9 protein-coding genes and 1 riboswitch are annotated in these 12915 nt (G+C 72.3%); of the genes, 8 read left to right on the top strand and 1 reads right to left on the bottom strand.

Going from position 1 to position 12915, the window contains the following annotated elements:
- Positions 1 to 268 precede the first annotated feature (268 nt).
- The 3 genes from ACFVU7_RS28885 (at position 269) to ACFVU7_RS28875 (ending at position 4277) form a co-directional block, all read left to right on the top strand.
- Complete coding sequence (locus ACFVU7_RS28885; protein ID WP_388047956.1) at positions 269 to 1906, top strand: APC family permease; 1638 nt, start codon at positions 269 to 271, stop codon at positions 1904 to 1906.
- A gap of 371 nt (positions 1907 to 2277) precedes the next feature.
- Positions 2278 to 2742 carry a DUF6624 domain-containing protein gene (locus ACFVU7_RS28880; protein ID WP_375876313.1) on the top strand — a complete coding sequence of 155 codons (465 nt, stop codon included), beginning with the start codon at positions 2278 to 2280 and terminating at the stop codon, positions 2740 to 2742.
- Positions 2743 to 2849: 107 nt separating this feature from the next.
- Entirely contained in the window at positions 2850 to 4277 is a 1428-nt protein-coding gene (locus ACFVU7_RS28875; RefSeq protein WP_388047954.1) for an aldehyde dehydrogenase family protein, read from the top strand.
- A gap of 127 nt (positions 4278 to 4404) precedes the next feature.
- Here the strand turns inward: ACFVU7_RS28875 and ACFVU7_RS28870 are convergent, their stop codons facing one another.
- On the bottom strand, positions 4405 to 5862 hold the full coding sequence (locus ACFVU7_RS28870; protein WP_380665050.1) for a glycine hydroxymethyltransferase: 1458 nt from the start codon (positions 5860 to 5862) through the stop codon (positions 4405 to 4407).
- Between the two features lie 19 nt (positions 5863 to 5881).
- Positions 5882 to 5978, bottom strand: a riboswitch (ZMP/ZTP riboswitch).
- A gap of 304 nt (positions 5979 to 6282) precedes the next feature.
- Between ACFVU7_RS28870 and ACFVU7_RS28865 the strand changes: the two genes are divergently transcribed.
- The 5 genes from ACFVU7_RS28865 (at position 6283) to ACFVU7_RS28845 (ending at position 12738) form a co-directional block, all read left to right on the top strand.
- Positions 6283 to 7263 carry an ABC transporter permease gene (locus ACFVU7_RS28865; RefSeq protein WP_049649813.1) on the top strand — a complete coding sequence of 327 codons (981 nt, stop codon included), beginning with the start codon at positions 6283 to 6285 and terminating at the stop codon, positions 7261 to 7263.
- Positions 7264 to 7379: 116 nt separating this feature from the next.
- On the top strand, positions 7380 to 9137 hold the full coding sequence (locus tag ACFVU7_RS28860) for an ABC transporter substrate-binding protein (RefSeq protein WP_388047952.1): 1758 nt from the start codon (positions 7380 to 7382) through the stop codon (positions 9135 to 9137).
- A gap of 178 nt (positions 9138 to 9315) precedes the next feature.
- Entirely contained in the window at positions 9316 to 10308 is a 993-nt protein-coding gene (locus ACFVU7_RS28855; protein ID WP_388047950.1) for an ABC transporter permease, read from the top strand.
- Positions 10309 to 10322: 14 nt separating this feature from the next.
- Complete coding sequence (locus tag ACFVU7_RS28850; RefSeq protein ID WP_388047948.1) at positions 10323 to 12038, top strand: dipeptide ABC transporter ATP-binding protein; 1716 nt, start codon at positions 10323 to 10325, stop codon at positions 12036 to 12038.
- Positions 12039 to 12174: 136 nt separating this feature from the next.
- Positions 12175 to 12738: an EF-hand domain-containing protein gene (locus ACFVU7_RS28845; protein ID WP_049649817.1), complete on the top strand. Its 564-nt coding sequence runs from the start codon at positions 12175 to 12177 to the stop codon at positions 12736 to 12738.
- The last annotated feature ends 177 nt before the right edge of the window (positions 12739 to 12915 follow it).

Raw genomic sequence — 12915 nt, 5'->3', positions numbered from 1 at the left:
TTTTTCGGGCCGCCCCTTTCCCCCGGGCCGGCCCCGGTCGCCGTCCCTGGCCACCGCCCTCCCTGGCGCTGTGGCGTCCGTCTCCTCGCCGGTCCGCATCGGCCCGGACGCCGGACACGAGATGGCAACAATCGGATGGTTTGAGCTTCCTCTGAGGTTTTCGCCCCTTTTTGGACCTTAGGCTGCTCTCCGTTTGTCCGAAATACCGACGCAAAATCGCAAAAACACCGACACCACCCGATGAACCACGAGCGAGAGGACCGATACGTTGAGTGAGCCCGAATCGTCGACGGCATCACACCAGAACTACCGCCGATCGCTCGGAACGATCAGCCTGACCGCGGTCGGGCTGGGGTCGATCATCGGCTCCGGGTGGCTGTTCGGTGCCGAGCGGGCCGCCAAGCTCGCCGGACCCGCCTCGATCCTCGCCTGGGTGATCGGTGCCGCGGTGGCGCTGACCATCGCGCTCACCTACAGCGAGCTGGGCTCGATGTTCCCCAAGGCCGGCGGCATGGTCCGGTACGGCCAGTATTCGCACGGCTCGCTGGCCGGCTACCTGGCGGCCTGGGCCAACTGGATCGCCATCGTCTCGGTCATCCCGGGTGAGGCCACCGCCTCCGTGCAGTACATGAGCTCCTGGCACTTCGGCTGGGCGCAGGGGTTGTACGACGGCAAGGAGCTGACCCTCAGCGGCGTGGCGCTGGCCAGCGTGCTGCTGCTCGTCTACTTCGCCCTCAACTGGTTCGCGATCACGCTGTTCGCCAAGACCAACACCGCGATCACCGTCTTCAAGGTCGTCGTCCCGACGGTGACCGCCGGTGCGCTGCTCTTCGCGCACTTCGACTCGGCGCACTTCACCGACCACGGCGGCTTCGCGCCGAACGGCTGGAGCTCGGTGTTCACCGCCGTCGCGGTCTCCGGCATCGTCTGGGCCTTCAACGGCTTCCAGTCCCCGCTGAACCTGGCCGGCGAGGCCAAGAACCCCGGCAAGTCGCTGCCGAAGGCCGTCATCGGCTCGATCCTGATCGCCCTGGTGATCTACGTCGCGCTCCAGATCGCCTTCCTCGGCGCCATCCCGGGCGGCGACCTGGCGAACGGCTGGAGCAACCTCTCCTACACCTCGCCGCTGGCCGACCTGGCCATCGCCTGGGGCCTCAACTGGCTCGCGATCACGCTCTACGCGGACGCCTTCATCTCCCCCTCCGGCACCGGCATGATCTACGCCGCCACCACCTCGCGCATGATCCACGGCGTGCAGGAGAACGGCCACCTGCCGAAGATCTTCGGCAGGGTCGACGCCAAGACCGGCATCCCGCGCCCGGCGCTGGTGCTGAACCTGGTGGTCGCGTTCATGTTCCTCGCGGTCTTCCGCGGCTGGGGCTCGCTGGCCGAGATCGTCTCGGTGGCCACCGTGATCTCGTACATCACCGGCCCGGTCGCCGTGATGGCGCTGCGCCGCCTGGCCCCCGAACTGCCGCGGCCGGTCCGGCTGCGCGCCATGCCGGTGATCGCCCCGATCGCGATGATCTTCGGCTCGCTGGTGCTCTACTGGGCCCGCTGGCCGCTCACCGGCAAGGTCATCCTGCTGATGGCCGCCGGTCTGCCGATCTGGGCCTGGTACGAGCTGCGCAAGCCGTTCGCCGTGCTGAAGCCGCACCTGAAGGCGGGCGCCTGGATGGTCGCGTACCTGTTCGTGATGGCCGGCGTCTCCTGGGCGGGCAGCGCCGACTTCGGCGGGCACGGCTACCTGCCGGAGGGCTGGGACCTGCTGATCGTCGCCGCGATCGGGCTGGCGTTCTACTACTGGGGCGTCGCCAGCGCCTGGGCCAACCCCTCGCTGGCCGCGGTCCGCGAGGAGATGCTGGCGGCCGAGGGCACCGAGGCGGCGGAGCCGTCCCGGGTCTGATCCTCGTCACACGGTGAAGGGCCGGTCGGATTCCTCCGACCGGCCCTTCGGCGTCTCTCGCGGGAGTGTGCGTTCCGTCGCCGTGTGCGTGGAGCGCTCCGTTGGCGCGTGCGCGGTGCGCCTCGTTCCCGTCTGCGCGGTGCGCTTCGTTCCCGCGTGCGCGGTGCGCCTCGTTCCCGGTGTGCATCCATTCTGCCGTGGGCGGCACCCCCGGGTCACCGTCTTCGGGGATGATCTTCGTCGCGTTCTCCGCGCCTAGCGTGGTGGCGGGCGGTCCTCGGCAGGAGGGCCCGGCTACAGGGAGCGTCGTCGACGTGACGGAAGCACAGCGGTACGGTCAGGATCCGGCCCTCGCGCGGGAGCTGGTCGGGATGATGGCCGAGGACGGCGCGGCCGCCCGGCTGGCGAACAGCCCCGACCTGGCCGAGCAGGCGGCCTGGCGGCGGCTGACCGCCCGGCACGGGGACCGGCTCGCGGAGATCATGGCGGCGCACGGCTGGCCGACCGAGCGCGCCGTCGGCCCCGAGGCCGCCCGGGCGGCGTGGCTGGTGGCGCAGCACGCGGACCGGCAGCTCGACGTCCAGCGGCGGGCGGCGGCACTGATGGGCGAGGCCGTCGCCCGGGGTGAGGCGAGCGCCCGCGACCTGGCCTTCCTCCAGGACCGGCTGGCGGTCAACGAGGGCCGGGAGCAGCGCTACGGGACGCAGATCGGCGCGGTGGCGGACGGCCGTCCGGTGCCGTGGCCGTGCGAGGAGCCGGAGCGGCTGGACGAGCGGCGCGCGGAGGTGGGCATCGAGCCGTTCGACGAGTACACCGCGCGGTTCGCTCCGAAGTAACCGTCAGGTCCGCCGGTCGGGATTGACTCTTGCGCGCGGCCGCCCGGGCCGCATTGACTGACCTTCGGCTAGCGCTGCTAGTTGAAGGGCGGACGAGAGGACGATCGGTGCGGCAGTACGCGGAGTACAGCGACCAGTACATCGACGGCGAGTGGCGGCCCTCCGGGGACACCGGGTCGATCACCGTACTGAACCCGGCGACCGAACAGGTGCTGGCCACCGTGCCGGCCGGCGGCACGACCGACATCGACACGGCGGTGACGGCGGCCCGCCGGGCGGCCCGCGCCTGGGGCACGACCACCCCCGAGGAGCGGCTGGCGCTGCTGACCCGCCTGCGGGACGGGATCGCCGCCGCACAGAACGAGATCACCGAGACGGTCGTCGCCGAGCTGGGCTCCCCGGTCGGCTTCGCCGGCGCCGTGCACGCCGGGCTGCCGCTCGCCGTGGCGACCTCCTACCTGACCCTGCTCGCCGAGCACCCCTTCGAGGAGCGGATCGGCAACTCGGTGGTGCACGCCGAGCCGGCCGGGGTGGTCGCGGCGATCACGCCGTGGAACTACCCGCTGCACCAGATCGTCGCCAAGACCGTCCCGGCCCTGGCGGCCGGCTGCCCGGTGGTCCTCAAGCCGGCCGAGGACACCCCGCTGGTGGCCCGGCTGTTCGCCCGGCTGGTGCACGCGGCCGGGTTCCCGGCGGGCGTCTTCAACCTGGTGACCGGCACCGGGGCGGTGGCGGGCGCGGCGCTCGTCGGGCACCGGGACGTGGACCTGGTCTCGTTCACCGGTTCCACCGCCGTCGGCCGGCAGGTCGCCGAGACGGCCGGCCGGGGGCTGAAGCGGGTCTCCCTGGAGCTGGGCGGCAAGTCGGCCAACGTGGTGCTGCCCGGCGCCGACCTGGCCCGGGCGGTCAAGGCGAACGTCGCCAACGTCTTCGCCAACTCGGGCCAGACCTGCAACGCGCTGACCCGCCTGCTGGTGCACGAGGACCAGTACGAGGAGGCGGTCGCCCGGGCCGAGGAGGTCGCCGCCCAGTACCGGCCGGGCGACCCGACCGACCCGCAGACCCGGATCGGCCCGCTGGTCAACGCCAGGCAGCTGGCCCAGGTGCGCGGCTACATCGACGGCGCGCTGGCCGAGGGCGCCCGGCTGGTCGTCGGCGGCTCCGAGCCGGTCACCGAACCCGCCACCGGCTACTACGTCCGCCCGACCGTGCTCGCCGACGTGACCCCGGAGATGACGGTGGCCCAGGAGGAGGTCTTCGGCCCGGTCCTGGCGATCCTCCGCTACCGCGACGAGGACCATGCCGCCGAACTCGCCAACGGCACCCCGTACGGTCTGGCCGGCGGCGTCTGGGCCCGCGACACCGACACCGCCGCCGCCTTCGCCCGCCGCCTCGACACCGGCCAGGTGGACCTCAACGGCGGCCGCTTCAACCCGCTCGCGCCCTTCGGCGGCTACAAGAGCTCCGGCCTCGGCCGGGAGCTGGGCCGGCACGGGCTGGAGGAGTTCCTGCAGTACAAGTCCCTGCAGTACTAGCGGACCCGGTGCACGGGGCGGCGCGGGGCGGGGCCGACGAACGGCTGACGGCTGACGGCTGACAACTTTCAGCGAACAGATGACAGATGACAGATTTCGAAATCTGTCATCTGTTCGCCGTTCGCCGTCAGGCCAGGTCGACGCCCGGGTAGAGCGGGTACGGGGCGAGCAGGTCGGCGGCGCGCTTGGCGGTGGCGTCGCGGAGGGCTGCGTCCAGGGTGTACGCGGCCTTGGACGGGGAGCCCTTGGCCGTGGTGGCGGGGGCGGTGGCGCGCAGGACGGTGTGGATCAGGTCGGCGATCTCGTCCATCTCGGCGGTGCCGAGGCCGCGGGTGGTGAGGGCCGGGGTGCCGAGGCGGACGCCCGAGGTGTACCAGGCGCCGTTCGGGTCCTGCGGGACGGAGTTGCGGTTGGTGACGATGCCCGAGTCGAGCAGCGCCGCCTCGGCCTGGCGGCCGGTCAGGCCGTAGCCGGAGACGTCGGCGAGGACCAGGTGGTTGTCGGTGCCGCCGGTGACCAGCTTTCCGCCGCGGCGCAGCAGGCCCTCGGCGAGCGCCTGGGCATTGGCGACGACGGCGCGGGCGTAGGCCTGGAACTCGGGGCGGCGGGCCTCGGCGAGGGCGACCGCCTTGGCGGCCATCACGTGGGAGAGCGGGCCGCCGAGCACCAGCGGGCAGCCGCGGTCGACATGCTCGGCCAGTTCGGACTGGCACAGCACCATGCCGCCGCGCGGGCCGCGCAGGGACTTGTGGGTGGTGGTGGTGACGATGTGGGCGTGCGGGACCGGGTCGTGGTCGCCGGTCAGCACCTTGCCCGCGACCAGGCCGGCGAAGTGCGCCATGTCGACCATGAGGGTCGCGCCGACCTCGTCCGCGATCTCGCGCATCCGGCGGAAGTCCACCAGCCGCGGGTAGGCGGAGTAGCCGGCCACGATGATCAGCGGGCGGAACTCGCGGGCGGTCTCGCGCAGCGCGTCGTAGTCGATCAGGCCGGTGGCCGGGTCGGTGCCGTAGCTGCGCTGCTCGAACATCTTGCCCGAGATGTTGGGCCGGAAGCCGTGGGTGAGGTGGCCGCCGGTGTCCAGGGACATGCCGAGCATCCGCTGGTTGCCGAGCTCCTGGCGCAGCCGCGCCCAGTCCTCCTCGGTGAGGTCGTTGACGTTGCGCACCGCGGCGCGCTCCAGCGCCGGGCTCTCGACCCGCTGGGAGAGGACGGCCCAGAACGCGGTGAGGTTGGCGTCGATGCCGGAGTGCGGCTGGACGTAGGCGTGGTCGGCGCCGAACAGCTCGCGGGCGTGCTCGGCGGCGATGCCCTCGACGGTGTCGACGTTGCGGCAGCCCGCGTAGAAGCGGCGGCCGACGGTGCCCTCGGCGTACTTGTCGCTGAGCCAGTTGCCCATGGTGAGCAGGACGGCCGGGGAGGCGTAGTTCTCGCTGGCGATGAGCTTGAGCGAGCCGCGCTGGTCCGCCAGCTCCTGTCCGATCGCGGCGGCGATCCGCGGTTCGACGCCGGCGACCACATCGAGGGCGCTGCGGAAGGCGGTGTCGGCCGCGGCGGAGGCGGCGGTGTGGGGCTGCTGGGCCATGGCGGTCTCCTGGTGGGGATGCGGGGGCCCAGGCGCTCGGCAAGTTCACGTGAGGATTCACGGGGCCGCTTCCCGATGGTTGATTCCATCCCTACGCGCCAGTTGCGGCCCACCGGGATCGTACCAACACCGGAGGGACTGTGGCGGAGGTCTCAGAATGCGGAACGGGCAGTCCGTTTCAGCATGGTATGTCCGTTCTTTTGCAACGCGAGTGTTTCAGCGAAATGAAGCCGCCACATTTCCCGAAACAGTTCGAAAGGAATGACCCGAACGTCCGCCAAAGGTGATTTGCGGAACCTCGGACGCATCCGATCAAATGGCGCTCGAACAGCCGCCGGGAAACCCCCGGAGGCCGTACCGGAAATACACACCAGCGCACCCTCACCCATGGGGCGGCGGAGAATTCGGGGGTTACGCCTCATGGCAGTGGTCGACACCGTCCCAGGCACCGCGGCCGGGCCCGTGCCCGCCGCCGACCCCGGCCCGCTCCGCCGGATCCTGCGGGACCGGGTCGGCGCCTCCGCCCTGGCGGTGGTGGTGCTGTTCCTGCTGCTCGCCCTCGGCGCCCCACTGGTCGCCGCGCTGTACGGGAAGAACCCGGTCGACCACTACGGCCAGAACGCTCCGGGCCTGCTCAGCGACAGCGGCCTGCCGATGCTGCCGAACGGCGGCATCTCCGGGGACTTCTGGTTCGGCCTGGAGCCCGGCCTCGGCCGGGACGTGTTCACCCAGCTGCTGTACGGCATCCGCACCTCGCTGCTGATCGCCTTCGCGGCCGCCGTGGTGACCACCACGCTGGGCGTGCTGGTCGGCGTCGCGGTCGGCTACCTCGGCGGGATCACCGACCGGTTGTTCGGATTCCTCGCCAATGTGCTGCTGGCCTTTCCCACCCTGCTCCTGCTGCTCGCGCTCAGCCCGGTGATCCAGTCGCGGCTGGTCGACCCGGGCACCGCGGAACCGGAGTGGATGCAGTTCCTGGTGCTGATCCTGGTTTTCTCGGCGTTCGGCTGGATTCCGCTCGCGCTTTCCCTGCGGGCCACCGTCCGCTCGCTCCGGGAAAGGGATTTCGTGCAGTCCGCACGGGCCCAGGGCGCGAGCCGATTCCATGTCGTCGTCCACGAACTCCTGCCGAATGTGCGCTCGCAGCTGCTGGTGCACGCCACCATGGCGGTGCCGACCTTCGTCGCCTCCGAGGCCGCGCTGTCCTTCCTCGGCGTCGGCGTCACCGAGCCGGTCCCGGACTGGGGGCGGATGATCGCGCGCGGCTCCGAGGTCTTCCAGGCCGACCCCACCTACATGGTGTTCCCCGGTGTGGCGCTGCTGCTGTTCGTCATCGCCTTCAACCTGCTCGGCGACGCCGTCCGGGACGCGCTGGACCCGCGCGCCGGCACCGCCCGCTGAGGCCCCTCCGGCCCTCCCGAGGCCCCTTCTTCTCGCCGCTCCCAAGACCCTTCCCCCCTCCCCACCATCACCCGAGCCCGCCCCGGCACGACCGCCGGGGCAAGGAGAGATTCGCCATGCGCTGGACCAGACCGTCCCTCGCCGTCATCGCCACCGCCCTGCTGGCGACCTCCTGCTCGGCCGGCGCGGGCAGCACCACCGGCTCCGGCGGCGCCGGGGCCTCCGCCAAGGAGACCTCCCCGCTGACCGCCGTGCTCGGCAGCGAGCAGGAGAGCGCCGGCCCCGCCCCGGCCGCCCCGGGCGCCCGTGCGGGCGGCACCGTGAACGTGTACAACAGCGTCGAGTTCCGCCACCTCGACCCGCAGAAGGTCTACGCGGGTGCCGCCTACAACGCCTCGCTGCTCTGGGGCCGCCAGCTGACCCAGTACCAGGTCGTGGACGGCAAGGCCAAGCTGGTCGGCGACCTGGCCACCGACACCGGCACCCCGGCCGACGGCGGGCGCACCTGGACGTACAGGCTCAAGCAGGGCGTCGCCTGGGAGGACGGGCAGCCGATCACCGCCCAGGACGTCAAGTACGGCATCGAGCGCACCTTCGGCAAGGGCTACGAGGTCGGCCCGCCGTACTGGCCGCAGTGGCTCACCGGCGAGGCCAGCTACGAGGCGGCGCGCGCCAAGTACGCGGGCCCGCAGGCCGGCGACCTCGACGCGATCGAGACGCCGGACGAGCGCACCCTCGTCTTCCACTTCCCGCAGCCGCAGGCCGACGTCCCGTACATGGCCGCGCAGTCCTCCTCCTCCCCGGTGCGCCGGGACAAGGACACCGGGACGGACTACGACCGCCTGCCGTTCGCGACCGGCCCGTACAAGATCGTCGAGCACGTCCAGAACACCCGCATGGTGCTGGAGCGCAACCCGGCCTGGAAGCCCGAGACGGACCCGATCCGCAGCCAGTACCCGGAGAAGTTCGTCTTCACGTACGGCAAGGAGGCGCTCAACCTCAACCAGGAGATCCTCTCCGGGCGGGACGGCGGCGCCAACGCCACCACCGCGGCCGACACCCTCTCCGCCGAGCTGTACCAGACCACCGACACCGACCCGAAGGCCAAGGAGCTGGTGGTCTCCGGCCGGCAGGGCGCCTTCGTCACCCAGCTGATGATCAACAACCAGCGGGTGTCGGACGTCGAGGTCCGCAAGGCGCTGCACCTGGCCTACCCGCGCCAGCAGGCCCGCCAGGTCCAGGGCGGCGCCCGGACCGGCGAACTGGCCACCACGCTCAGCTCGCCCGCGCTGATCGACTGGCAGAAGTACGACCTCTACCCGGTCAAGCCCGAGGGCGACCCGGAGGCCGCCAAGGCCCAGCTCGCCAAGGCCAAGCAGGCGCCCGGCAGCCTGACCTACGCGTACCGGAACACCCCGACCGGGCAGCGCGTCGCCCAGGTGCTGGTCGAGGGCTTCGGCAAGGCGGGCATCACCGTCGTGCCCAAGCCGATCGACCCCAAGGCCTTCCTCGACGAGGTGCACCGCGACGGCGCCCCGTACGACCTGTTCGAGGAGACCAGCTCGGTCGACTGGCCGACCCCGTCCACCCTGATCCCGTTCTCCTTCGACGGCCGGGCCGGCAGCGACATCAACTCCGCGCTCTACCGCAACCCGGAGGTCGACAAGGAGATCGACCGGATCAACCAGATCGGCGAGCCGCGCGCCAAGGCCAAGGAGCTGTACGCGCTGGAGCAGACCGTGATGAAGGACGTGCCGGTGCTGCCGTTCGCCTACCCGACGGTCAACCAGCTGCGCGGCAGCAACGTCGGCGGGGCGTTCATCCACCCGATCTACGGGACCGTCTCGCTGGCCTGGCTGTACCTGAAGTCCTGAGCCGACCGGGGCCCGCTCCCGCCGCCCGTGCGCGGTGGCGGGGGCGGGCCCCGGTTCCGCCTCCGGTTCCGGTTCCGGCCCCCGGTCCTGTCTCTTTGGCTCCGGCCCCCGGTTCCGCCTCAGTCCCGCACACGTCCGTTTCGCACGCCTCCCCCGTCACGTCGACCCCGGATCGGCCATGCTCTCCTTCGTCCTGCGGCGGACCGCCCAGGCCCTCGCGGTCCTGGTCGCGGTCTCCGCCGCCGCCTTCGCCCTCTTCTACGCCGCGCCCGCCGACCCGGCCCGCGCCGCCTGCGGCCCGCGCTGCGACAGCGGGCAGGTCGCGGCGGTGCGCCAGAGCATGGGCCTGGACCAGCCGCTGCTCACCCAGTACACCGACTACCTGGCCGGGGTCGTCGCCGGGCGGGACATCGGCGACGTGGACGGCTCGACCATCCACTGCGACGCCCCCTGCCTCGGCTACTCCTACCGGCTGCACCAGCCGGTCAGCGAGGCCCTCGCCGACCACCTGCCGGTCACCCTCTCGCTGACCGCCGGGGCGCTCGCCGTCCTGCTGGTGTTCGGCCTCGGCACCGGCTTCGTCTCCGCGCTGCGGCACGGGCGGCGGACCGACCGGCTGCTGTCCGGCTTCACCCTGGTCGGCGCCAGCCTGCAGATCTACTTCCTCGGGTACGTCGCGCAGTGGCTGCTGGTCTACTCCACCGGGCTGCTGCCGCTGCCCTCCTACACCCCGCCGGCCGACGACCTGACCGCCTGGGCGGGCGGGATGCTGCTCCCCTGGTTCGTCCTCGGCTTCGTCAACTCCGCGGTGTTCGCCCGGCTTTCGCGCTCGCAGCTGCTGGAGACGATGAACGAGGAGTACGTCCGCACGGCCCGCGGCAAGGGCCTGGGACGGCTGCGCGCCCACCTCAAGTACACCTCGCGCGGCGCCGCCGGACCGCTGGTGCAGCTGATCGGGCTGGAGGCCGGGGTGCTGCTCGGCGGAGCCGTGATCACCGAGACGGTGTTCGGGCTGAACGGGGTCGGGCGGTTCGCCGCCGAGGCCGTCGCCGGGCAGGACCTGCCCGCCGTGGTCGGCGCGGTGCTGCTGGCCGCCTGCTTCATGGTGCTGTTCGTCGCGCTGGCCGACCTCGCGGTCGCCTGGCTCGACCCGCGTGTCCGGCTGAACTGATGGGGAGCCCTTCGATGAATTCCACTGTTCCGGGGGCCGGCGTGCGGACCGCAGAGGTGGAGAGCACGGCGGCGGAGACCGTCGAGCCGGTGCTGAGCGTCCGCGATCTGACCGTCTCCTTCGCCGACCCGCGCGGCGGTGCGCCGGTGACCGCCGTCCAGGGCCTCTCCTTCGACCTCGCCCCGGGTGAAGTCCTGGGCCTGGTCGGCGAGTCGGGCTCCGGCAAGTCGACCGTCGGGCTCGCCGTCCTCGGCCTGCACGACCCGCGCACCACCACCGTCACCGGCTCGATCCGGCTCGACGGGCAGGAGGTCGTCGGCACCGAGGAGTCCGCGCTGCGCGGGGTGCGGGGCGGAAAGGCGGCGCTGGTCTTCCAGGACGCGCTCACCTCGCTCAGCCCCTTCCACGGCGTGGGCGCCCAGCTCGCCGAGATGTACCGGCTGCACCACCCGGGCACGGGCCGGGCCGAGGCGGGCCGGCGGGCGGCCGAGATGCTCGACCGGGTCGGCATCCCGACGGCCCGGACGCGCGACTACCCGCACCAGTTCTCCGGCGGCATGCGCCAGCGCGTGATGATCGCGATGGCGCTGATGAACGACCCCCGGCTGCTCATCGCGGACGAGCCGACCACCGCCCTGGACGCCCGCGTCCAGCGGCAGGTCCTCGACCTGCTCGGCGAGTTGCAGCGCGAGCACGGGACGGCGGTGCTGCTGGTCAGCCACGACCTGGGCGTGGTCGCCGGGACGACGGACCGCACGCTGGTGCTGCGCGGCGGGGTCGAGGTCGAGTCCGCGCCGACCGCCGAACTGCTGGCCGCACCGCGCGAGCCGTACACCCGGGCGCTGGTGGGCGCGGCGCTCCGGCTGGACTCGGTGCCGGGCACCGCCCTGCCGACGGTCGACGAGCCGGCCCCGTCGCGGACGTTCCGGCCGCGGACCGTCGAGCGCCCCGAGCGGTGGCTGGTCGAGGTGGACGACCTGTCCGTGCGCTTCCCCGGACGCCGGCGCTTCCCCGGCCTGCGGGCCGAACCGGTCCGGGCGGTCGAGGGTGTCGGCCTGCGGATCGCGCCCGGCGAGACGCTCGGGCTGGTCGGCGAGTCCGGCTCCGGCAAGTCCACCACCTCACGGGTCCTGGCCGGGCTGCAACGCCCCACCGGCGGCAGGGTGCTGTACGGCGGCCAGGACGTCACCCGGCCGGACCGGGAGCTGCGGAAGCGGCTCAGCCGGGAGATCCAGCTGGTCTTCCAGGACCCGTACGCCTCGCTCAACCCGCGCCGGACCGTCGCCCAGACCCTGGACACCCCGCTGCGCCTGCACACCCCGCTGGACCGGGCCGAACGGCGGGAGCGTTCCGCCGAGTTGCTGGAGCAGGTCGGCCTGGAGGCCCGGCACCTGGACCGCTACCCGCACGAGTTCTCCGGCGGGCAGCGCCAGCGGATCGGCATCGCCCGCGCGCTGGCCCCGCAGCCGCGCCTGATCATCGCCGACGAGCCGGTCTCCGCGCTCGACGTGTCGGTGCAGGCCCAGGTGCTCAACCTGCTGATGGAGCTGCGCGAACGGCTCGGTGTCGCCTTCCTGTTCGTCTCCCACGACCTCGCGGTGGTCCGGCACTTCTGCGATCGGGTGGCGGTGATGCACCGGGGACGGCTGGTCGAGTCCACCGACCGGGACCAGTTGTTCGCGGCGCCGCACACCGAGTACACGAGGGAACTGCTGGCGGCGGTGCACTGAGGTGACCGATGATCATCGAGGCCCGGCGGGTGAAGCGGCAGGTCGTTCGGCTGCGCCGGTCCGGTTCGAGGCGCTAGCGTGCAGGCGATGTGACGTAGGAGACCCGGGCAAGGAATCACCAATCGAGGGGGCACTTTTGTCGGACGACCTGCTCATCGCAAAGATCAATCACGGCTTCGATCACCTCGACGCCGACGGCGACGGGCTGCTCACCGAGCGGGACCACGTCCTGATGGGCCTCTCCGTGGCCCGCTCGCTCGGCCACCAGGAGGGCTCCGAGGCGGAGGCCGTGATAGTCCGGGCCTACCTGACGACCTGGCACGACCTGCACCTCGCCCGGCTGCCCGCCGGCACCGAGGCGATCACCCGGCAGCAGTTCGTCGCCTCGACCGGCTCGCTCGCCGACGACCCGGAGGCCGCCCAGGAGATCCTCGGCGCGCTCGCCGGGGCCTTCCTCTCCGTCGCCGACGCCGACCGCAGCGGGACGGTGGACGCCGGCGAGTTCTTCGTCTTCCAGCGCGGCCACTTCGCCGGCCTGTCCCGCGACGACGCCGACGAGGCCTTCCGCCACCTCGACACCGACGGCGACGGCGTGCTCTCCGCGGCCGAGTTCACCAACGCGATCGTCGAGTTCTGGACCAGCCGCGACCCGGACGCGCCCGGCAACTGGTGGACGGGCAAACCGCCGTACGCCTTCTGAGCCGTACGTCCTCGGTGGTCCGCCCCCGCGAGCCGGAAACGCGGGGGGGGGGCACCGGGGGCGGGGTGGGGGGGGGGGGCGCCAGGCCCCATTGGGGCGGGGGGGGACCGACACGGGGGGGGGGGCGGGAGGTTCGGAGGAGGGGTGCAAGCCGGGGAGCAGAAACCACAATCCGCT

This window comes from Kitasatospora sp. NPDC058046 (assembly GCF_042885595.1).
GTDB lineage: Bacteria > Actinomycetota > Actinomycetes > Streptomycetales > Streptomycetaceae > Kitasatospora.
This window is presented reverse-complemented; position numbering and strand designations above follow the sequence as displayed.

Bases quoted from the DNA above. Each gene is read 5' to 3' on its own strand.
- ACFVU7_RS28855 (WP_388047950.1), top strand. From the start codon at position 9,316: ATGCTCTCCTTCGTCCTGCGGCGGACCGCCCAGGCCCTCGCGGTCCTG.
- ACFVU7_RS28870 (WP_380665050.1), bottom strand. From the start codon at position 5,862: ATGGCCCAGCAGCCCCACACCGCCGCCTCCGCCGCGGCCGACACCGCC.
- ACFVU7_RS28860 (WP_388047952.1), top strand. From the start codon at position 7,380: ATGCGCTGGACCAGACCGTCCCTCGCCGTCATCGCCACCGCCCTGCTG.
- ACFVU7_RS28850 (WP_388047948.1), top strand. From the start codon at position 10,323: ATGAATTCCACTGTTCCGGGGGCCGGCGTGCGGACCGCAGAGGTGGAG.
- ACFVU7_RS28880 (WP_375876313.1), top strand. From the start codon at position 2,278: ATGATGGCCGAGGACGGCGCGGCCGCCCGGCTGGCGAACAGCCCCGAC.
- ACFVU7_RS28865 (WP_049649813.1), top strand. From the start codon at position 6,283: ATGGCAGTGGTCGACACCGTCCCAGGCACCGCGGCCGGGCCCGTGCCC.